The following is an 18751-nucleotide window of genomic DNA, read 5'->3' as shown; positions in this document are numbered from 1 at the left end:
AATGAAAAAGAGAGCCGTCCGAATGAAAACGAGAATTTTCGCGCGTCTTGTCCGTTTAGTATGGATAACCTTTTAACCGCATCACTAAGCGCCAAAGGCTCACGAGAGGTATTAGTTGCCCCAGTACGGCTACAGTTTCGAGGGCTTCGACCCAGCGGTACATGTAAGGGCTAGCGGAAGAGAGGTAAACGTATCACCGAAAGCTGCAAGGGAGATTGCACTTACGATCAAGGGGATGACTGTTACAAAGGCGATAGACCATCTGGAGCTTGTCAGGGAGAAGAAGATGGCTGTGGCCTTCAGACGGCACAAGCTCAAGGTAGGCCACAGAAGCGAGCTCCAAGGCTTCCCGACTGGCTCCTACCCGGTGAAGGCGGCGGGCGCCTTTGTCGACGTATTGAAGAATCTCCAGAGTAATTCAGAGTTCAAGGGTTACGACCCGGAACACGTCCAGATAATCCACGCAGCTGCTTACGCCGGAAGGACTGTGAAGGATTTCGTCCCCAGGGCCTTCGGGCGCAGCTCGCCTAACTTCCACCAGCTCGTCCACATCGAGTTAGTCGGGAAGGAGGTCTAGGGTTGTCGGTCCAGCAGCGAAGTTCTGCAAAGTCGATTCTCCTCCAGAGCAGGGCCTTCGCAGAGCTGGACGAGTTCTTCGAGAAGGAGCTGCGCGACGCCGGCTACGGTGGCCTCGAGGTCCAAAAGTCGCCTGTCGGGACGACGCTCAAGGTGTACGTCGCCAGGCCGGGCCTCGCCATCGGAAGGAGGGGCACGGGGATCAAGGAGCTGACAGACAGGGTGGCCGCACAGTTCGGTCTCCCCAACCCGCAGATAGCGGTCTCGGAGGTGGCCAACCCCGAGCTCAACGCAAGGATCATGGCCGGCAGGATAGCTCAGATCGTCTCGAGGGGGACAGCCTTCAGGAGGGCTGCGATGTGGACTGTAAACAACATAATGAGCGCTGGGGCTGCAGGCGTCGAAGTCTCCATCGCGGGGAAGCTCAGGAGCGACAGGTCCCACGGTGAGAAGTACAGGGCCGGGGTCGTCCCAAAGAGCGGGGACACGGCCGCAAGGTCAGTCAACCAGGCGACTACGGACGTGCTTCTGAAGCTCGGACTCTACGGCATCCAGGTGAAGATTGCTCTGAAGGACGCGCTGCCTCCCGACTTCATGTTCAGGGAGGACATCAAGGAGGAAAAAGAGGATGGCAAAGCTCAAACCGAAGGACCTGAGGCAGCAGGAAGCTGAGAAGCTTAGGCAGACGCTCTTCGACTTGCGGTCGGAGCTCTCCAAGCTCAAGGGGAACGCAGAAAGGGGTCTCGGCCAGAAGCAGGCAGGGAAGGTCAGGAGAATCAGGAGGGACGTGGCGAGGGTCCTGACAGTGATGAGGGAGAAGGGAGTATCCGAATGAGCGTCGTGGGGCAGGAGGTCACAGTCATGGATTCGTCCGACAATTCGATGAGGGGCAGAAGGGGCGAGGTGGTGCTGGAGACAGCGAACACGCTTCTCTTGCGGTCGTCTGGCAAGACAGTCAAGTTGGCGAAGGCAGGCTCAGTCCTCCTCCTCGAGAAGACCGGGCAGCTGGTCACAGGCGACGACTTGGCGGGGAGACTGGAGGACAGGCTGAGGGTGGGGAAGAGATGAGCGCGGCGGGTCTTGAGGTGGTCGCTCCGAGGAAGAAGTGCGAGGACGACAGGTGTCCTTTCCACGGTGGCCTCAAGGTCAGGGGCAAGTTGCTCTCCGGGAAGGTGGTCTCGACCGCAGGCAAGAGCTTCGTGGTCGTCGAGATGGAGTACCTCAACAAGGTCGCAAAGTACAACAGGGGAGAGAGAAGGAGGAGCAGGCTCAGCGCGCACCTCCCTCCTTGCCTCGACCTAAAGGAGGGGGACGTCGTCACCATCGGCGAGTGCAGGCCTCTCTCGAAGACAATCTCTTTCGTCGTCGTTGAGTCCAGGAGGCAAGCGTAGTGTCAACGAAATCTCGTGCGGTCTCTGCGAAGGGAGTCGAGGAGTTCAAGACCTACATCACAAGGTCGATACCTCTCAACGCAGTCATCATTTGCGCAGACAACACGGGGGCCAAGACCCTGAGGGTCGTCCAAGTCACGAAGGCGAAGACGAGACTGAGCAGGCTGCCTGCGGCCTCAGTCGGCGACAGCATCGTTTGCGTCGTGAAGCGAGGGCCGCCTGAACTGAGGAAGCAGGTCTTCGGCGCAGTCATCATCAGGCAGAAGTACCCTGTCAGGAGGGTCAGCGGGCAGAGGATAGCCTTCGAGGACAACGCCGCAGTCATAGTAACTCCGGAGGGCGACCTGAAGGGCACGGACATCAAGGGTCCCGTCGCCAGCGAGGCTGCCGAGAAGTGGCCGAGGATTGCCAACCTCGCGTCAATCATCATTTGAGGAGATTGGTATGAAATTCGCCTCCAACCTGTCAACCGAACTCCGCGAGAGATACAAGCGCCGCTCCCTGAGGCCGAGAGTCGGGGACTCCGTCAAGATAGTCCGGGGAGAATACAAGAACATAGAGGGCAAGATCACGAAGGTCATCGCAAAGGACGGGAGAATCAACGTGGAAGGGGTGGCGAAGGAGAAGCTCGCGGGCGGGAACGCACCGGTGCCTGTGCACGCGTCTAATGTCGTAATCACTTCGTTGAACCTTGGCGACAAACTGAGGAAGAACAAGCTGGAGGTGTCAGGCTAGTGGGCAAGAAGGGCGGAAGGAACAAGCTGAAACGACTCGCAGCGCCCCGCTCTTGGGACATCTCCCGCAAGGGGAAGAGGTTCGTCTTCAAACCCCTCGCCGCCTCTCACCCGATCTCCTCCTCGTATCCGCTCGGCGTCGTTATCCGGGACCTCGCATCCATGGCCACCACCTTCAGGGAGGTGAAGTCCGCGACCAAGACGGGCAAGGTCTTGGTTGACGGGAGGAGCAGACAGTCGCCCAGCTTCCCTGTCGGACTCTTCGACGTGGTAAGCGTGCCTGCGGAGGGGGCCATGTTCAGGCTTGTCCCGACACCCAAGGGCCTAGCACTTTCGAAGGTCGGCGAACAGGAAGCTGGCAGGAAGCTCTGCAGCATCAGGTCGAAGGTCAAATCGAAGGGAGGCCACATGCAGTTCGGCCTTCACGACGGCAGGTCGTTGCTCAGCGACAGCTTGAAGCTCTCCCCAGGGGACGCTGTCCTGCTCGAGGTGCCATCGCAGAAGGTCATCGACCAGGTCAAGCTGGCGAAAGGTTCGCTCGGCTTGATCCTCTCGGGCGACAGGGCCGGGCAGGTCGGCAAGATACTTGATGTGAAGAACGGAACGATAACAAGGGAGAGAATGGTTAAGATGTCCCTGCAAGGCGGGGACGCAGAACTCCCGTCAAGGCTTGTCTTCCCTGTGGGGACGGACAGGCCCGTGATTACCGTGGGTGTCGCAGCTTGAGTCAGAAGACAGTGCAGGAGAACCCGATGAGGGGAATAAGGGTCGGCAAGGTAGTGGTAAACATAGGCCTCGGAAAGTCGGGCGAGGCGATTGAGAGGGGCAAGAAGGTCTTGGAGCAGGTCACCGGCCAGAAGCCGAGCCAGAGGCGGGCGAAGAAGTCAGTCAGGGACTTTGGGATCCACGAGGGGGAGCCGATTGGAGTGCTAGTCACTGCGAGGGGCGCGAAGACTACGGAGCTGATCACAAAGCTGCTCGCGGCCAGGGACAAGAAGCTCCCCGGGTCGTGCTTCGACGCGAGAGGGTCGGTCTCGTTCGGAATCAAGGAGCACATAGAGATACCAGGCATCAGGTACGACCCTGCCATAGGCATCCTTGGGATGAACGTCTCTATTCTCCTCGAAAGGCCGGGCTACAGGGTGGCAAGGAGACGCAGGAGGACGTCGAGCGTCGGCAAGAACCACTTCGTGTCGAAAGAGGAAGCGATGGAGTACTTCAGGAAGAACTTCGGGGTAACGGTAGAATGAAAGAGAGGCATCCAAAGAAGAGAGGCTACGGTAAGTCTACCCGTTACTGCCGAAGATGCGGGCAGTACGGCGCCGTGATAAGGTCGTATGACCTAGTCCTCTGCAGGCAGTGCTTCAGGGAAGTCGCCGAGAAGCTTGGCTTCAGGAAGTACGACTAGGGGGAGAATGGGTTGCCAGCAACGAGCGTACTCGCAAACCTATTCGCGAGCCTCCAGAACGCGGAGATGAGGAACAAGAAGGAGTGCATGGTAATCCCCGCATCCAGCCTGGCGAGCGAGGTACTGAAGGTGCTCCAGAAGAGGCGCTACGTTGGAGAGTTCGAGTTCATCGACGACGGCGTCGGCGGCAAGCTGAGGGTCCAGCTCCTCGGCCGGATCAACAAGTGCGGCGTCATCTCGCCAAGATTCCCCGTGAAGTCTGCGAGGCTCGTTGACTGGGAGCACAGGTACCTGCCCGCAGTCGGTGTCGGGACGCTGATTCTGTCGACGTCGAAGGGAGTAATGTCGCATTCGGAGGCCCAGGAGAAGGGTCTGGGCGGGAGGCTCGTTGGCTATGTCTACTAAGCAGCTCCAGCAACAGACGATCCAGATGCCAGAGGGTGTGACAGCGTCTCTTCAAGGAAGGAGGCTTACCGTGAAGGGAAAGCTCGGCGAGGCCAAGAAGGACTTCGACAAGGTCAGCGTGAACCTGTCGGCGGAAGGGAACAAGGTCACGATATCTCCATTCTCAGAGAAGAAGAAGGACAACGTGGTGATCAACACCGTCCTGAGCCTAGTCAACAACATGGTGACGGGCGTCACCAAGGGCTACACCTACAGGCTGAAGATAGTCTACGCCCACTTCCCAATTTCAGTGAAGACGAAGGGAGACCAAATCCTCGTGGAGAACTTCGTCGGCGAGAGGTCGCCCAGAGTTGCGAAGATTGTCGGCAACTGCAAGGTCACGGTCGAGGGAGACGACATCATTGTCAAAGGAGTCTCAGTGGAAGAGGTAGGGCAGACTGCGGCCAACGTAGAGCTGGCAACCAAGATCAAGAGGAAGGATCAGAGAATCTTCTTGGACGGCGTGTACATCTATCAGAAGGAGGAGGGCTGGTGAAATTTGGCGAAGCCAAAAGTCTCAGAGGAGAACAGGTTGAAGGCCCTCGTGGAGAAGAGGGCGGAGGTGGCGAAGCGGAGGCCGAGTTTCGTCCGCCAGGAGAGCTGGAGGTACGTCAGGATCAAGCCGATGTGGCGGAAGCCGAAGGGCGTCGACAGCAAGATGAGGAGGCAGGACAAGGGCTGGCCTGCTCTGGTCCGGGTGGGCTACAGGGGCCCTTCAGCCGCCAGAGGCCTCCACCCGAGCGGGCACTTCGAGAGGCTGGTCCACAGGCCGGGGGACCTCGAGGGGATGGTCCCGGGAAGGGACGTCGCGAGGATGGGCTCGACCGTCGGGGCGAAGAAGAGGGCGCTGATCATAACACGGGCGAGCGAGCTGGGCATCAGGGTGGTCAATCCCACAGGGTTGAGGATAATTGAATCTAAGAAGTAAGAGAAGGCTGGCTGCCTCTGTCATGAAGGTCGGGGTGGACAGGGTCATCTTCGACGACGAGTACTCCGACCTCATACAGGACGCGATCACGAGGAGCACGATCAGGGGCCTGATCGGTTTCGGGGCGATCAGGGCGGCGCCCGAGAAGGGGGTCTCGAGGGGCCGGTTCAGAGAGCGAGCACGCAGGTTGAAGCGCGGTCGGGGTCCGGGTTCCACTGAAGGCACCAAGCACGCAAGGAACCCGCGGAAGGACATGTGGATCACGAAGGTGCGCGCCCTCCGATGGAGGCTGAAGGTGGCGAAGGACAGGAAGGAGATCAGCAAAGAGGCCTACAAGAAGCTCTACAAGCAGGTGAAGGGAGGCCAAGTGAGGGGTGTCAAGCACCTCCTAGACCTGATGAAGGAGGCGAAGAAGTAGGTGTCTCACTACGTCAGGCTTCAAAGGAGGAGACGCGAAGGGGTCACGGACTTTCGGGCAAGGAAGAAGGCGATTATCTCGCGGTCCACTCTACTCGTCGTCAGGGTCTCCGACAAGAACGTCTCTGCCCAATTCGTGAAGCCGAAGGTGGAGGGAGACACAGTCCTCTCCTCAGCTCACTCAAGGCAGCTCCGGAAGCTTGGCTGGCAGGGGTCGCTGAAATCGACGCCAGCGTGTTACCTGCTAGGCATGCTCGCAGGGAAGAAGGCACTCCAAAGCGGAGTCAAAGAGGCAGTGCTGTACAACGGGATGGTCCCGTTCATCAAGGGCTCGAGGGTTGCAGCATTCGTCAAGGGCGTGCTCGATTCGGGGATCTCGATCCCATTCGGTGAGGGTGTGGCTCCCTCCGAGGAGAGGCTGACGGGCAAGACGATAGCCGACTACGCCTCGAAGCTTGCGAAAGAGGACAAAAAGCTCTACCAGAGCAGGTTCTCGGCGCTCCTGAAGAGGGGCTTCAGGCCTGAGGAATACCCGTCTCAGTTCGAGAAGGCGAAGGCAGCGATAAGGGGAGGTGGACCCAAGTGAGCATGATGGGAAGGCACGACAGGCGAGAGGAGGAAGAGGTCTGGGTGCCACGGACGAAGCTTGGAAAGCTGGTGAACGAGGGCAAGGTGACCTCTCTCGAGGAACTCTTCAAGACCGGCCAGAGGGTGCGCGAGGCTGAGATAGTCAAGAAGCTGCTCCCTGAGCTGCGGAACGAGGTCGTGGGCGTGAGCGTCGTCCAGAAGCAGACCGACGCAGGCGAACTGACGCGCTTCGCAGCCGTTGTGGCCGTGGGGAATGGGGCGGGCTGGTTCGGCGTCGGCAGGGGAAAGGCGATGCAGACGAGGGAGGCGATAGACAAAGCGACCAACAACGCTCTTCTGAACATCATCCCTGTGAAGCTCGGCTGCGGCAGCTGGGAATGCAGGTGCGGAAGGCCCCACTCCGTGCCTTACAAGATCAAGGGCAAGGCCGGAAGCGTCACGATTGAGATCATACCTGGTCCGAGAGCCTTGGGGCTCGTGGCTGGGCCTGCCCTCAAGAACCTGCTACAGCTCGCGGGTGTGAAGGACGCCTGGATCAGGACCTTTGGCTCGACCAGCACCATGTCATCGCTCGCGAACGCGGCTTACGACGCGTTCAGGATGTCGCACGGACTCAACGTATGAGGGATGGTGGGGAAACCAGCGTGTTTGTCGTCGTGAACGTTCACGGGAAGATCAACTCGTCCGATCCTGTGAGAAAGGCGCTGGGCGAGTTGAAGGTGGAGAGGAAGTTCACCGCCTCTGTCGTGCCAGACGACGCCGCGACTGTGGGCACGCTCAAGCTCTGCAAGGAGTTCGTGGCCTGGGCACCTCTCGACTCTGACCTCCTCACCACTCTGCTCGAGAAGAGGGGGATGGTCAGCGAGAGCAGGAGGCTCGACAGCGCGGCACTCTCGAAACTCGGCTTCAAGAAGTACAAAGACCTGGCAGAGAAGATCCTGAAGGAGAACAAGAGGCTCTCGGCCATCGGAGGCATAAGGCCGTTCTTCAGACTCAGCCCGCCGAAGGGAGGCTTCAAGTCATCGCTGCGGAGGCAGTACACGGACCGGGGGACCCTCGGCAGCAACCCGAAGCTCCCGGACATCGTCAGGAGGATGCTCTAGGTGCCGACGAGGACGAGGAAGGCGAGGAGGTATAGAGGAATGAGGACGCACGGCTACGGTCAGATAGGGCAGCACAGGCACTCGGGTAAGCAAGGTGGCCACGGCCAGGCGGGCCTGCACAAGCACAAGTGGTCTTGGATGGTCAAGTACGACCCAGACCACTTCGGGCGGGACCCGTTTAGGCCGCCCGGATACTACGCGAAGCCTTCCAAGTGGGCGAACGTCGGCGACCTGGACTCGCTCGCGGCCGGCAGCCCAAGGGTCGACCTGTCCTCGATGGGGGTGCAGAAGCTCCTAGGCTCGGGTGACGTGAAGGGTGCCTACCAAGTCAGGGTCGGGTCTTTCACAAAGAAGGCTCAGGCTAAAATAGAGGCGGCCGGGGGAAAGGTCGTAGCCCCGGAGTAGGACCAGCCCCATGGCCTCAATGCGTGATTTCATCAAGAGCGTAGCGACCGTCCTCCCAGAGATTCCGAAGCCAGAGAAGAAGCCGACCCTCAACGAGCGCTTCATCTGGACAGCCTTCGCACTCATCGCCTACCTGATCATGGCTGTCACGCCGCTCTACGGCTTCGGCGGCTCGGCCAGCCAGGCGGACCAGCTTGCATTCCTCAGGGTCGTCTTCGCCTCGACGCAGGGGACACTCATGGAGCTGGGCATCGGTCCGATAGTCACTGCGGGGCTGATACTCCAGCTGCTCGTGGGTAGCGACATCATCAAGCTGGACATGAGCAACCCAGAGGACAGGTCGATCTTCGGGTCGGCGACCAAGATGTTGACTATGATAGTGATTGTAGGCGAGTCCGTGGCCTACATAGTGGGAGGTGCGCTCGGCCAGCTGTCGCCCAACCAGTCGATCGTCGTGTTCGTACAGCTCTTCATAGCGAGCATCATAGTCCTCCTGCTCGACGAGATGATCCAGAAGGGCTGGGGCATCGGCAGCGGAGTCAGCCTCTTCATCTTGGCGGGCGTCTGCCAGACCGTGATGTGGTACACCTTCTCGCCATTCTCACTGAGGGCCTCGGCCAACTCCCCCCAGACGATAATCTTCGGCTTCGTGCCGGCGCTGATCAGCTCGTTCTTCACCAACACCCTCCCGAGCATCTTCGTCAGGGAGTTCAAGTATCCGAGCCTTCTCACATTCATGCTGACGCTGGTGATGATCCTCGTCCTGATCTACGTTGAGGGAATCAGGGTGGAGCTCCCTATCACCTCGACGAAGTACAGGGGCTTCCAGGGCGTCTACCCAATCAAGCTGCTCTACGTCTCCAACATCCCCGTCATCTTGGTCTCCGCACTCGCGGCGAACGTCACATTCTTCACGAAGGTGCTGTACAACTACGCAGGTTCGACCCCAAGCAGCTGGATCCACTACCTCGGCGTCTGGCCCACGGGGGCGAACGCGACCTCCTATCCATCCGGCGGACTCGTTTACTACATGACGGCCCCGCAGGGACTCAACCAGACGCTCGCCGACCCAATCCACTCGGCGATCTACCTAGTCTACCTCGTTGGAATGGCAGTCCTCTTCGCGAAGCTCTGGGTGGAGATAGGCGGCCTCAACCCCAAGGCCGTGGCGAAGAACCTGATGGACGCAGACGTCCAGGTCCCGGGCTTCAGGCGAAGCGGGCTCTCCATCGAGCAGGTGCTGAACAGGTACATCCCGACACTCACGGTCATAGGCGGCGTACTGATCGGGCTGATCGCCGGCGTCTCAGACCTTTTCGGCGTCTTCGGCTCCGGGATCGGCATACTCCTGATGGTCGACATCATACTCCAGTACTACCAGATGCTGCTGAAGGAACAGGTCGAGGAGTTCTCTCCGGCTCTCGCGGGCGTCTTGGGGGCAACGTAGCGATGAACCTCAGGGTCGTCGTCGTGGGCATAGCTGGGGTGGGCAAGACGACAGTCGTGGACAAGCTAAGGTCGACCCTGACGGGGTCGGAGCTTGTCACCTTCGGCACAGTGATGCTCGAGGAGGGCAAGAGGCTCCGCTGGATCAAGCACAGGGACGAGCTAAGGAAGCTGTCCGTCGCAAAGCAGAGGCGGCTCCAGACCATGGCAGCGACGAAGATCTCAAGGGCAAGGGGGAAGATCCTATTCATCGACACGCACCTGTTCATCAGGACGAAGGAAGGCTTCTGGCCCGGCCTCCCATTCGATGTGGTGAGGGCGCTCAAGCCCACCCATCTCGTCCTCGTCGAGGCGAGCCCAGACGAGATACTGGTCAGGAGAGGCTCGGACAGGACGAGGTACAGGGACGATGTGACGCACGAGGAGCTCGACACTGAACTCTCCCTCGCCCGCAGCTTCCTCACAGTGTCGTCCACGCTGACCGGGGCGCCGATGCTGATTGCTGTCAACAGTCAAGGCAAGTCGGACGAGGTCGCGGCGAACATCGCCAAGGTGCTCACGGAGGCGTCGGCATGAGCCTCCTGATCCCCGACTCCACCCTCGTCCTGACGCTCACCGCAGTCGGCTTCGGGCTGATCTCAAACCTGCTCACGCGCAGGTTCGTCAACCTCGAGGCGGAAAGGAGGATCAAGGCGGAGATAAACGACTTCACGAAGGCGATGAAGGCGGCCGTGAAATCCGGCAACAAGCAGGAGCAGGAGAAGCTCAAGAAGAAGGAGCCGTCGATAAACAAGATGAGGATGAAGATGTCGAGCGCAAGGAGCAGGGTCGCGCTCTACACCATAGTCCCATTCTTCGCAATCTACTATCTCGTGCTCTTCCTGGTCGGGAACGTCCCCGTCGCGTACATGCCCTTCGGAATCCCCTACATCTGTTGGACGCCCCCGGGCGGAAGCGCGTGCCAGGTCCTCGCAAACGGCGCCACAGCGCTGAACTCCTTCGGCTGGTATCTGATCTCGTCCTTCTCATTCAGCGGGATGCTGACAAAGCTGCTGAAGACCCAGACCTAGCGTGGGATTGATGCAGGCCATCATTGTCTCCGGGATGCCAGCCGTCGGCAAGACGACCGTCTCCAGGATTGTGGCCGAAAGCCTCGGGCTCAAGCTGGTCGGCGGAGGCGACGTTCTCAAGGAGATGGCCGTGGAGGAGGGCTACACTCCTGGCGGGGAGGACTGGTGGGACACGAAGGAAGGGATGAAGTTCCTGGAGGAAAGGAAGCACGCGCCCGGCTTCGACAAGGAGGTTGACGCAAGGCTCTTGGAGAAGGCGAAGAAGGGCGACGTGGTGATAACGAGCTACCCCGTCCCCTGGCTCACGAAGCACGGGCTGAAGGTCTGGCTTTCAGGCAGCGTCGAGACAAGGGCGAAGAGGATGGCCAAGAGAGACCACATAGACGAGAAGAAGTGCATGGAGGTGCTGGCTGTAAGGGACGTGGAGAACTACGGAATCTACAAAAGACTCTACCAGATCGAGTTCGGAAAGGACCTCAGCCCCTTCGACCTGGTCGTGGACACAGACTCGATAGAAGAGTCCAGGGTCGCTGAGATAGTCCTCCACTACGTCAGGAACAGAAGCTAGTTGCGCTCAGAGAAGATGGTTGTCCTCGACGAAGAGGAGACTGACCCGGCCCACGGCTCAGCGCCCACAGAGAGACCGGTCGGAGAACTCCTTGAGTACGGGCTGATAGCACTTGACAAACCGAGGGGGCCGACGAGCCACGAGGTCGTGGCCTGGGTACGCAAGATGGTCGGCGTCGAAAGGGCCGGCCACAGTGGAACACTCGACCCGCCGGTCTCAGGCCTGCTTCCCATCGGAATCGGCAGCGCCACGAAAGCACTCAGCCTGCTCCTCCTGTTCCCGAAGGAGTACTGGGCAGTCATGAGGCTGCACTCTTCAGTCTCCAGGGAGAGGCTTGACGGCGTTGTCCGCGAGTTCACTGGCGATATCTTCCAGAGGCCCCCCCAGCGCTCGTCAGTGAAAAGGGAGGTCAGGAGCAGGACCATCCACGAGATGGAGCTCACAGAGTCGCAGGGGAACCTGTTCCTGATGAGGTGCCTCTGCCAGTCTGGCACATACATGCGGAAACTGGTCTACGACATGGGGGAGGTGCTCGGGGTCGGGGCGACGATGGTCGAGCTCAGGAGGACGAAGGTCGGGCCCCTCAGGGAGGAAGAGGGCTTCGTCACCCTCCACCAGCTGACTGATGCGATGTACAAGCTCAAGGCAGGCGACGAGTCTGTGTTGAGGAAGATCGTGAGGCCGGTCGAGGACTGCCTCGGCTCGATCCAGAGGGTCGTGATCCGCGACTCCGCAGTGGACGCAATCTGCCACGGGGCAAGGCTCGCAGTGCCAGGCATTCTCTCAGTGTCGGAGGGTGTCTCAAAGAACGAGACGGTTGCTATTGTCTCCGGGAAGGGTGAGCTTGTGGCCATCGGAAAGGCGCTAGTGTCAGCCCAAGAAACGAAGTCGATGAGTAAAGGGCTCGCCTCCACAGTTGAGAGAGTGATAATGAAGCAGGGCACCTACCCGAAGATGTGGAAGCACAAGACGAGCGCTGAAAAAACGGCGTAGGCAGTCTCGCGAGCGCTGAAAGGGATTAACTCCTCGCGCCCCGCCTCCGTAGGAGCAGAGCAGCGACAGCCACGACGACGAGCCCGACACCGCCCAAGAGGCCCACTTCGCCGTAGTTCAGCCCGAAGGAAGCGACGACCTGCGAGGGCGACCGGAGGACGAGAGTGACGCTGCCTTCAGAGCTGCTGACCGAGCCGGACCAGCCCGTCAGTGACTGCAGAATGGATGGCTGGGCGGTCAGCACCAGCTGGGTCCCAACAGGCGCGTAGACAACCGCTGACGAGCCGGGTTCCACCGTACCTGTCGTGGATCCAAGAAGGTACGATACTGCCCCGCCCTGACCCGCCTCCAGCCTGACGCCAGGGTCGAAAACCGCAGTCTCGTTGGCTGGTCCGCTCAGTACGAGCGAGCTGTTGCCGGCGCCTCCGGTGTACGAGCCAGGGCCGTTCCCCGTCCAGCCTGCGAACCTCCAGAGTGCGGTAACGCTACTGCCTATCGGAACCGTGGCTCCTGAGTCGAACCAACCGCTCTGAGGATACACTGAGGTCCCACTGGGTGCCGAAGACTGGACGCCCAGGTAGTACTGGTGTTGGTAGACCAACTGCACTGTGAGAGGGGCTGACGCAAACCCGCTCAAGGTCGAGTTCGAGACCCACCTCTCGGAATTCGTCGAGCTCGTCGTCAGCGGGCCCGCAGCGATTGTCGTTCCAGAGTCAACCCAGACGGCAGCACCCGGCTGGTCGATACCGACACTCGTTTTGAAGCCGAACGATGTAGCGTTGAGCTCAATGCCGCCCGCGGAACCTCCGCCTACCACCTCGTAATTCACAGTGACTAGGTATTGCTCTACGTAGACGGGCTTGATACTCGACCCAGCCGCCACCGTTCCCGACGCGCCTCCTGTCGCCTCCCACCTGTGCGACGAGGAAGACCCTCCGAGGAGGGTTGGCGCCGACCAGCCCGACCCGCTGTCCAGCCAGTAGGTTGCGTTTTGGGCTCCGAGTGTGACATCAAAGGGAGCGCCGAAGGCAGTGGCGTGCACGGAGGGGGGCTGAGGCTGACCTCCGCCGCTCAGCGAGTACGCGGCGGTAAGAAGGTACTGGTGGTAGAAGGTGACTACGGCTGTCTGGTCGGTCGACGCAGTCCCGTTCGCCCCCGTGGTCGTGGCCCACCTCTCCCCAGTCGACCCGCCGATGACAGATGTAACTGTCCAGCCGGTGCCTCGGTCGACCGTGAATCTGGTTGGCGAGGTCCCCAGAGGAGCGGACAACTTTATGCCGTTTCCGAAGTACGTCAGCACTGGTGGTCCCGCTGGACTGCTGCCGTCAGTGACGCTGTAGCTGAAAGTCAGGAAGACGGGTAGAGGGGGTCCAGTAGCGTAGCTCGCGGAGAAGTCGACGCTTCCAAGGCTGACGTGGAACTTGTTCTGAGTCAGGCTCGTCTGGATGCCGAACGCGCCCTCCGCAGTGTCGCTTCCGAACTCGTAGACCGCCTTGGGAACGGCGACGTCGCCGTTCGTAAGAGTGTATGACATGGAAAGGGTGGAGTCCATGCTCGTGAATGTGGTGATGGCTCCGCAGCATTCCCCGCCGAAGACGAGCTCCGCGTCGAAGAACGTCCCGCTTGGCTGAAGCTCGTAGCCGCTAACCACTATGGCAGCATCCGTGATAGCGCCATGCTCTGCTATTGTGACGTTGTCGAAGTAAATGGTGGGACCCGAGAGGGGCAATCCGCTCGGCGCCTCCTGGTACCCGAACCTGACCAGCACGCCGGTCCCAGAATGGGATACGGAGATTGGGAACTTCGCGGTCAGGGGGGCGACGTAGGGGAAGATGTCGGTCCCTACCACGTAGTAGTTGCGGTTCGCATACGGGTAGACCGAGCCCGAACCGGAGACGAGGGTCGGGTCGAGCGTACCATCCGGAACAGTGGAGTTCCAAATGTTGTCCGCGAAGTATACCGTCTGGTTGTTTGTGAAAAGGGTGAGGACATTCTGCAGCCAGTAGACGCGCTGGCCCGAAGTCGTGTTGACGCGCAGCATCACGTTCAGCTGTAGGCTCGCCCCGTACGGGCTGGCACCTGCCGGCGAGGAGGCGTTGTATGCCGTCACACTGTTGAGAACCGCGGTCGCTGTCACGGAAGAGATCGCCTGTTTGTACGGAATCAGGCTTCCGGAGAAGTTCTCGACGCCGTAATCCGCGATGCCTGTGGGAACTGGAAGGGAGGAGTGCAGGTAGTATATGTCCACCGGGACAGTTGAGTATGAAACGCCCAGGCTGACCGTGGCCCCAGAAATGTCGTTGTTGATCAACAGGTAGTACTGGCCCTTCGAGGGAAGGCCGACCACGTCGCTGAGGATGCTCGCGGTTCTGTGGTACAGGGCAGAGGTGCTAGCATACGTAGTGAAGGCTGAGAATTGGAGCGAGGTCATCACGTAAATGTCCAGAGTGGCCGTCGCCGAGACGCTGAACTTCAGCTGCGTGCCGCCCCCATGCGTGATGACCCGGAAGTCATAGTAGTAGTTCGGCGGAAGCGTGTACTGCGTCTGGGGAGGGGGAGACGCCCTTGGCATCTCCGTGCCGAAGTGGAGAGGCCTGCCGACGTGGCTCACGTCAGCTGCTAGGGCAGGAGCGGGGAGAAGGGGCAGCAGCAGAAGAACAACGATTGTTACGGCGTAGATTTCACGTCGCATTACGTGCGGCCCAAACCAAGAATCCCGCGATATAAGCGAGCGGTAGCCTAGCGAGGACCCCAATCAATGGGCATCGCCGTTGGGACGGTGCTGTCTCGTCCCCCTACGGGCCGGACGCCGAACAGTCCTCGCCTTCCTCATCATGAAATAACTCTCGAACTCGACCAGTTTTTCGCCTCTCTGGTTGTAGCCCCAACTCCGTAGGGTGACTATTCCGCTTCCACGCATGTTCTTCGACTCCCTAACACCCGTCACTTCGCACTCGGCGTAGATCGTGTTCCCTGCAAAGACTGGGCGCAGGAACTTCACGTTGTTGATACCCAGCATGAACCCGTGGGCGCTCGTCTGTTCCGCCAGTATTCCGGCCACGGTTGCCAGGGTAAGGAACCCGTTGACCGCTACCCTTGCCAGCGAACAGGAGGTGGGCTCCGACGGCAATGCTCGCGGCCGCGGCGAGGAGGAAGCCCGGGAGGTACCCTCCGGTCGACGAGACGGCTGTCCCTTCGAATACAGGGCCGATGAATGCGCCCAACCCGAAGCTGGTAAGCAACATCCCGAAGACGGTGCCGTAGTGTTCCACCCCGTAGTACTTTCTCACCATGAGCGCAAACTCGGGGATGTAGGTTCCGTACCCGATCCCGAAGAGGACGGAGAGGACGCCTATCGTCACTGCGTCGTTTGCAATGAACAGTCCAGCGGCGCATGCCCCTTGCAGGACAAAGCCCAGGGCGGCCATCGTCTCCTCGCTGACCCTCTTCACTCCCGTGGTCAGCCTCCCCGCCATGCTTCCTACCCCAATCAGGGAGAGGGCCAATGTGCCGACCACAGTTCCGAGGCCCCTGCTTTCGAAGAGAGGGACCAAGAAGATCGTGACGAGCGTCCTGGAAAATGCGTTTCCAGCTGCGTAGTATGCGTAAAGGAGTCCAAACTTCTTGGTCTTCAGGTTCTTGAACGCCTCTCTCAGGTCGAATCTTGAGGTCACCTTGCTGCTCCTCGAGGTCTGGTACGCGAGGCCTGTGAACAGAAGGACGACCAACCCCACAGTGAGGAACGCGACCGGGAGACCCCCTTCGAAGATCAGATATGTTTCGAGGGGCGGGAAGAAGAGGAGGCCGATTGCTGTGCCCGCGCTGACAAGCCCTGTGACTTGCTTCACTGCTGCCGAGTCGAAGCTATCGAAGACGACATAGGAGGTCGGCATCCACATGGAGCCCGAACCAATGCCGCCAATCACGCCGTAGGTGAGGACGAGGAGTGGGTATGAGTTCGCCACAGACGAAAGTAAGAGGCCAGCGCTCATCAGTCCACCTCCCAGCAGGATGGTCTTTCCAGGGCCTCGGGTGTTCATGTAGAGACCCAGAACAAGAGACGAAATGGAGAATAGCACCGCGAAGACGCCGAAGACCAGCGACGTGGCGGACGCAGGGAGTTTGTACTCGTTCGAGACCTTTGTGAAGAAGACCCCGTAGGAGAGGAAGACGCCGAGGCAAGAATTGTAAAGGAAGAGAGTGAAGGCTCGGTACCTCAAGTTCATGCGCGGTGGTTCCTCCTACGCTGGCTCGGGGCGCGCCTTTGAGTTCAAGTGCCCTACCTACAACCCCAAGTATGCTTCCCTCAGAGATTCATTCGCCCGGAACTGGTCCGGGGTGCCCTCGAAGGCAATCCTCCCGTTGTCAAGCAGATAGCCTCTGTCCGCAATCGCCAGGGAGGCCTCCATGTTCTGCTCCACCAGCAGGATTGTCAGCCCGCTCTCCTTCAGTCCTTCCAGTACCTCGAAGACCTTCGAAACAACGATTGGTGCCAGTCCTAGGGAAGGTTCGTCGAGCATCAGCATCTCTGGGTCAGACATCAATCCCCTCCCAATCGCCAACATCTGCTGCTCTCCCCCGCTCAAAGAGCCCGCCCTCTGCTTCCTTCTCTCCTTCAGTATCGGGAAGAGCTCGTAGGCTGACGAGAAGTTCTCCTTTAACCGCTTCCGGGCGCGCTTGTTGAAGGCTCCCAACTGGAGGTTCTCCTCGACTGTCATCGTGGTGAAGAGTCCCCTCCCTTCCGGGACCAGCGAGAGACCTAGCGCCGTGACCTTGTTTGCTGCAAGCCGCGTGATGTCCTTGGAGCAGAAGGTCACCTTCCCGCTCTTGGGCTTGAGCATGCCTTGGACGCTTCGGAGGGAGGTCGTCTTGCCGGCCCCGTTCGACCCCACCAGGACGACCAGCTCCCCGCGTTTTACCGAGAAGGAGACGTCCCAGAGCGCCTGAGCGGCCCCGTAGCTGACGGTGAGGCCAGAAACCTCAAGTAACGACTCTGTCACGCTGGCTTACCTCCAAAGTACGCGCTAAGCACACGCTCGTTCTTCACGACCTCGGGGGGGCTGCCAGATGCAATCACTTCGCCGGCCTGAAGGACAAGCACTCTCTCAACGGACCTCATCAATATCCTCATGACGTGCTCGGTCCAGACGATTGTCACACCGTAGTCTTTCGAGAGCGTCTTGATCATCCCGGAGGCCCAGCTTGCCTCGGTTAAGGTGAGCCCGGCCACGAACTCGTCGAGCAACAGGAGGCGGGGTGAGCAGGCAAGCGCGCGGGCCACCTCCAACCTCTTCTTCTCGGGTGCGGTGAGCGACCCGGCCGGTTGCTTCAGCCTGCCGCTCAGCCCAGCCATTTCGCAGAGCTTCTCCGCATCCTTCGGAAGCCTGCCATCAGAACGGGGATTGCTGAAGAGCAAGGCTGCTCGCACGTTCTCGAGCACGGTCATCTCAGCGAAGGGCTGCGGAATCTGGAAGGTTCTAGCTATGCCGAGCCTCGAGACTCTGTAAGGGGGAAGCCCAGTGATGTCCTTCGACGCGAAGATGACCCTTCCAGAGTTCGGTTTCAGGCTCCCAGAGATTATGTTGAAGATAGTCGTCTTGCCCGCCCCATTGGGACCTATCAGCCCCACCACCTCGCCCTCTGCGACCTCGAACGATACGCCCTTCAGGACCTCCAGCCCCGAGAACCTTTTCGTCAACTGCGTCAGCCTCAACAACTCACCCATTCCCGCTTCTTCTCCTTCCTCTGACCTTGGCCAGGACCCTTCTCGAACCGCCAAGGATTCCGTCCGGGATGACCAAGACCACTCCAATTATGATAACTCCGAGAATTATGAGGTGGATGAACGGGTAGCTGAGGCCGAGCAAGTCCGTCAGCTCGTAGAGCAGAGCTCCGCCGACGACCGGGCCGATTGCTGTCCCAAGCCCCCCAAGCATGGCCATCGAGATCGAGTTGACTGTGATTGTGATATCGAAGGCCGATGGAGGGTCGATGTAGGTAATCTGCCAGATTGCGAGGGCGCCAGCAAGTCCTGCGAAGAAGCCGCTGAAGACCAGCGTGAGCGACTTGTAGTAGGCCGCGTTTACCCCGATAGAACTGGCTGTGCCTTCCTGCTGCCGGATAGCCTGGAGGGCGATGCCGAACCTCGACTTGGAGATGGCGTACATTGCCGCGACGCAAGCGACGGCGACCACCACCATGACGTAGTACTCGACAACTGGCTGATAGTACGAGATCGGGAGAGTGAATCCTGGTGCCGACCCCACCGCGTCCCAGCTGTCGAACGTCACAAGGAACGCTTCGTTGATGCTCAGCGTCGCGATGGCGAAGTAGGCTCCCCTGAGCCTCGCGGTCGGTAGGCTGATTCCAAGGGCCAGAACGCTGGAGGCCAGCCCTCCGGCGATGACCGCTAGGTATGGTGAGGCGTGGGCGTTCGCCATCAGGAGGGCGCTGACGTACCCTCCGACGCCGTAGAAGACGACGTGGCCGAAGTTGACGTACCCTGTCAGTCCGGTGAACATGTTGAAGCTCTCGGACAGAACGATCCAGTTGAGGATGAAGAAGAGCACCGAGATTCTCGCGAAGAAGGTTGGCGCCAGGAGGAGCAATGCCAGCAAGACCACCGCAACGGCCAGCTCGGCCGACCTTCTGCGGGTCAGCGTGAATCCAGACAACTTCAC

At 59.9% G+C, this 18751-nt stretch carries 28 protein-coding genes; 23 read left to right on the top strand and 5 right to left on the bottom strand.

Annotated features, from left to right (window positions below):
* Positions 1–115: 115 nt before the first annotated feature.
* Genes LYZ69_04115 through LYZ69_04005 form a run of 23 tightly spaced genes read left to right on the top strand, consistent with a single transcriptional unit; the run spans position 116 to position 12071 of the window.
* Positions 116–577 (top strand): 50S ribosomal protein L22, encoded by a 462-nt coding sequence (locus LYZ69_04115; protein MDV3277636.1) that lies wholly within the window; start codon positions 116–118, stop codon positions 575–577.
* Between the two features lie 2 nt (positions 578–579).
* A complete protein-coding gene (locus LYZ69_04110; GenBank protein MDV3277635.1) occupies positions 580–1248 on the top strand; it encodes a 30S ribosomal protein S3 in 669 nt (222 codons plus the stop codon).
* Positions 1205–1411, top strand: a complete 207-nt coding sequence (gene rpmC, locus LYZ69_04105) for a 50S ribosomal protein L29 (GenBank protein MDV3277634.1) — start codon at positions 1205–1207, stop codon at positions 1409–1411. The genes LYZ69_04110 and rpmC overlap by 44 nt, the downstream gene beginning before the upstream one ends.
* Positions 1408–1644 carry a ribonuclease P protein subunit gene (locus LYZ69_04100; GenBank protein MDV3277633.1) on the top strand — a complete coding sequence of 79 codons (237 nt, stop codon included), beginning with the start codon at positions 1408–1410 and terminating at the stop codon, positions 1642–1644. Before rpmC ends, LYZ69_04100 begins: the two co-directional genes overlap by 4 nt.
* Complete coding sequence (locus LYZ69_04095; protein MDV3277632.1) at positions 1641–1967, top strand: 30S ribosomal protein S17; 327 nt, start codon at positions 1641–1643, stop codon at positions 1965–1967. The genes LYZ69_04100 and LYZ69_04095 overlap by 4 nt, the downstream gene beginning before the upstream one ends.
* Complete coding sequence (locus tag LYZ69_04090; GenBank protein ID MDV3277631.1) at positions 1967–2401, top strand: 50S ribosomal protein L14; 435 nt, start codon at positions 1967–1969, stop codon at positions 2399–2401. The genes LYZ69_04095 and LYZ69_04090 overlap by 1 nt, the downstream gene beginning before the upstream one ends.
* 10 nt (positions 2402–2411) lie before the next feature.
* Positions 2412–2702 carry a 50S ribosomal protein L24 gene (gene rplX, locus LYZ69_04085; GenBank protein MDV3277630.1) on the top strand — a complete coding sequence of 97 codons (291 nt, stop codon included), beginning with the start codon at positions 2412–2414 and terminating at the stop codon, positions 2700–2702.
* Positions 2702–3427, top strand: coding sequence for a 30S ribosomal protein S4e (locus tag LYZ69_04080; protein MDV3277629.1), 726 nt, complete (start codon positions 2702–2704; stop codon positions 3425–3427). The genes rplX and LYZ69_04080 overlap by 1 nt, the downstream gene beginning before the upstream one ends.
* Positions 3424–3951, top strand: a complete 528-nt coding sequence (locus LYZ69_04075) for a 50S ribosomal protein L5 (protein MDV3277628.1) — start codon at positions 3424–3426, stop codon at positions 3949–3951. The genes LYZ69_04080 and LYZ69_04075 overlap by 4 nt, the downstream gene beginning before the upstream one ends.
* Positions 3948–4109, top strand: coding sequence for a 30S ribosomal protein S14 (locus tag LYZ69_04070; protein ID MDV3277627.1), 162 nt, complete (start codon positions 3948–3950; stop codon positions 4107–4109). Before LYZ69_04075 ends, LYZ69_04070 begins: the two co-directional genes overlap by 4 nt.
* Positions 4110–4121: 12 nt before the next feature.
* Positions 4122–4514 carry a 30S ribosomal protein S8 gene (locus LYZ69_04065; GenBank protein MDV3277626.1) on the top strand — a complete coding sequence of 131 codons (393 nt, stop codon included), beginning with the start codon at positions 4122–4124 and terminating at the stop codon, positions 4512–4514.
* Positions 4504–5049 (top strand): 50S ribosomal protein L6, encoded by a 546-nt coding sequence (locus tag LYZ69_04060; GenBank protein ID MDV3277625.1) that lies wholly within the window; start codon positions 4504–4506, stop codon positions 5047–5049. The genes LYZ69_04065 and LYZ69_04060 overlap by 11 nt, the downstream gene beginning before the upstream one ends.
* 3 nt (positions 5050–5052) lie before the next feature.
* Positions 5053–5481 carry a 50S ribosomal protein L32e gene (locus tag LYZ69_04055; protein ID MDV3277624.1) on the top strand — a complete coding sequence of 143 codons (429 nt, stop codon included), beginning with the start codon at positions 5053–5055 and terminating at the stop codon, positions 5479–5481.
* Complete coding sequence (locus LYZ69_04050) at positions 5465–5899, top strand: 50S ribosomal protein L19e (GenBank protein ID MDV3277623.1); 435 nt, start codon at positions 5465–5467, stop codon at positions 5897–5899. The genes LYZ69_04055 and LYZ69_04050 overlap by 17 nt, the downstream gene beginning before the upstream one ends.
* Positions 5900–6484, top strand: coding sequence for a 50S ribosomal protein L18 (locus LYZ69_04045; GenBank protein MDV3277622.1), 585 nt, complete (start codon positions 5900–5902; stop codon positions 6482–6484). It abuts the gene before it with no gap.
* A 2-nt stretch (positions 6485–6486) separates the two neighbouring features.
* Positions 6487–7110 (top strand): 30S ribosomal protein S5, encoded by a 624-nt coding sequence (locus LYZ69_04040; GenBank protein ID MDV3277621.1) that lies wholly within the window; start codon positions 6487–6489, stop codon positions 7108–7110.
* Positions 7111–7130: 20 nt separating this feature from the next.
* Positions 7131–7589: a hypothetical protein gene (locus LYZ69_04035; GenBank protein MDV3277620.1), complete on the top strand. Its 459-nt coding sequence runs from the start codon at positions 7131–7133 to the stop codon at positions 7587–7589.
* Positions 7590–7994, top strand: a complete 405-nt coding sequence (locus LYZ69_04030) for a 50S ribosomal protein L15 (GenBank protein ID MDV3277619.1) — start codon at positions 7590–7592, stop codon at positions 7992–7994.
* Positions 7995–8004: 10 nt separating this feature from the next.
* Positions 8005–9441: a preprotein translocase subunit SecY gene (gene secY, locus LYZ69_04025; GenBank protein ID MDV3277618.1), complete on the top strand. Its 1437-nt coding sequence runs from the start codon at positions 8005–8007 to the stop codon at positions 9439–9441.
* 2 nt (positions 9442–9443) lie between these two features.
* Positions 9444–10016: an adenylate kinase gene (locus tag LYZ69_04020; GenBank protein ID MDV3277617.1), complete on the top strand. Its 573-nt coding sequence runs from the start codon at positions 9444–9446 to the stop codon at positions 10014–10016.
* Positions 10013–10510 carry an EMC3/TMCO1 family protein gene (locus tag LYZ69_04015; protein ID MDV3277616.1) on the top strand — a complete coding sequence of 166 codons (498 nt, stop codon included), beginning with the start codon at positions 10013–10015 and terminating at the stop codon, positions 10508–10510. Before LYZ69_04020 ends, LYZ69_04015 begins: the two co-directional genes overlap by 4 nt.
* 10 nt (positions 10511–10520) lie before the next feature.
* Complete coding sequence (locus LYZ69_04010) at positions 10521–11078, top strand: AAA family ATPase (protein ID MDV3277615.1); 558 nt, start codon at positions 10521–10523, stop codon at positions 11076–11078.
* On the top strand, positions 11079–12071 hold the full coding sequence (locus tag LYZ69_04005) for an RNA-guided pseudouridylation complex pseudouridine synthase subunit Cbf5 (protein MDV3277614.1): 993 nt from the start codon (positions 11079–11081) through the stop codon (positions 12069–12071).
* Between the two features lie 25 nt (positions 12072–12096).
* Here the strand turns inward: LYZ69_04005 and LYZ69_04000 are convergent, their stop codons facing one another.
* From LYZ69_04000 to LYZ69_03980, 5 genes are all read right to left on the bottom strand, one after another.
* Complete coding sequence (locus LYZ69_04000) at positions 12097–14763, bottom strand: thermopsin (GenBank protein MDV3277613.1); 2667 nt, start codon at positions 14761–14763, stop codon at positions 12097–12099.
* Positions 14764–15004: 241 nt separating this feature from the next.
* Positions 15005–16297, bottom strand: coding sequence for an MFS transporter (locus LYZ69_03995; protein ID MDV3277612.1), 1293 nt, complete (start codon positions 16295–16297; stop codon positions 15005–15007).
* Positions 16298–16354: 57 nt separating this feature from the next.
* Complete coding sequence (locus tag LYZ69_03990; protein ID MDV3277611.1) at positions 16355–17071, bottom strand: ABC transporter ATP-binding protein; 717 nt, start codon at positions 17069–17071, stop codon at positions 16355–16357.
* Entirely contained in the window at positions 17068–17796 is a 729-nt protein-coding gene (locus LYZ69_03985) for an ABC transporter ATP-binding protein (GenBank protein ID MDV3277610.1), read from the bottom strand. Before LYZ69_03985 ends, LYZ69_03990 begins: the two co-directional genes overlap by 4 nt.
* Positions 17789–18751, bottom strand: a complete 963-nt coding sequence (locus LYZ69_03980; GenBank protein ID MDV3277609.1) for a branched-chain amino acid ABC transporter permease — start codon at positions 18749–18751, stop codon at positions 17789–17791. The genes LYZ69_03985 and LYZ69_03980 overlap by 8 nt, the downstream gene beginning before the upstream one ends.

The organism is Nitrososphaerales archaeon, from assembly GCA_032906765.1.
Taxonomy (GTDB): Archaea; Thermoproteota; Nitrososphaeria; order Nitrososphaerales; family Gagatemarchaeaceae; genus DASPPF01.
This window is presented reverse-complemented; position numbering and strand designations above follow the sequence as displayed.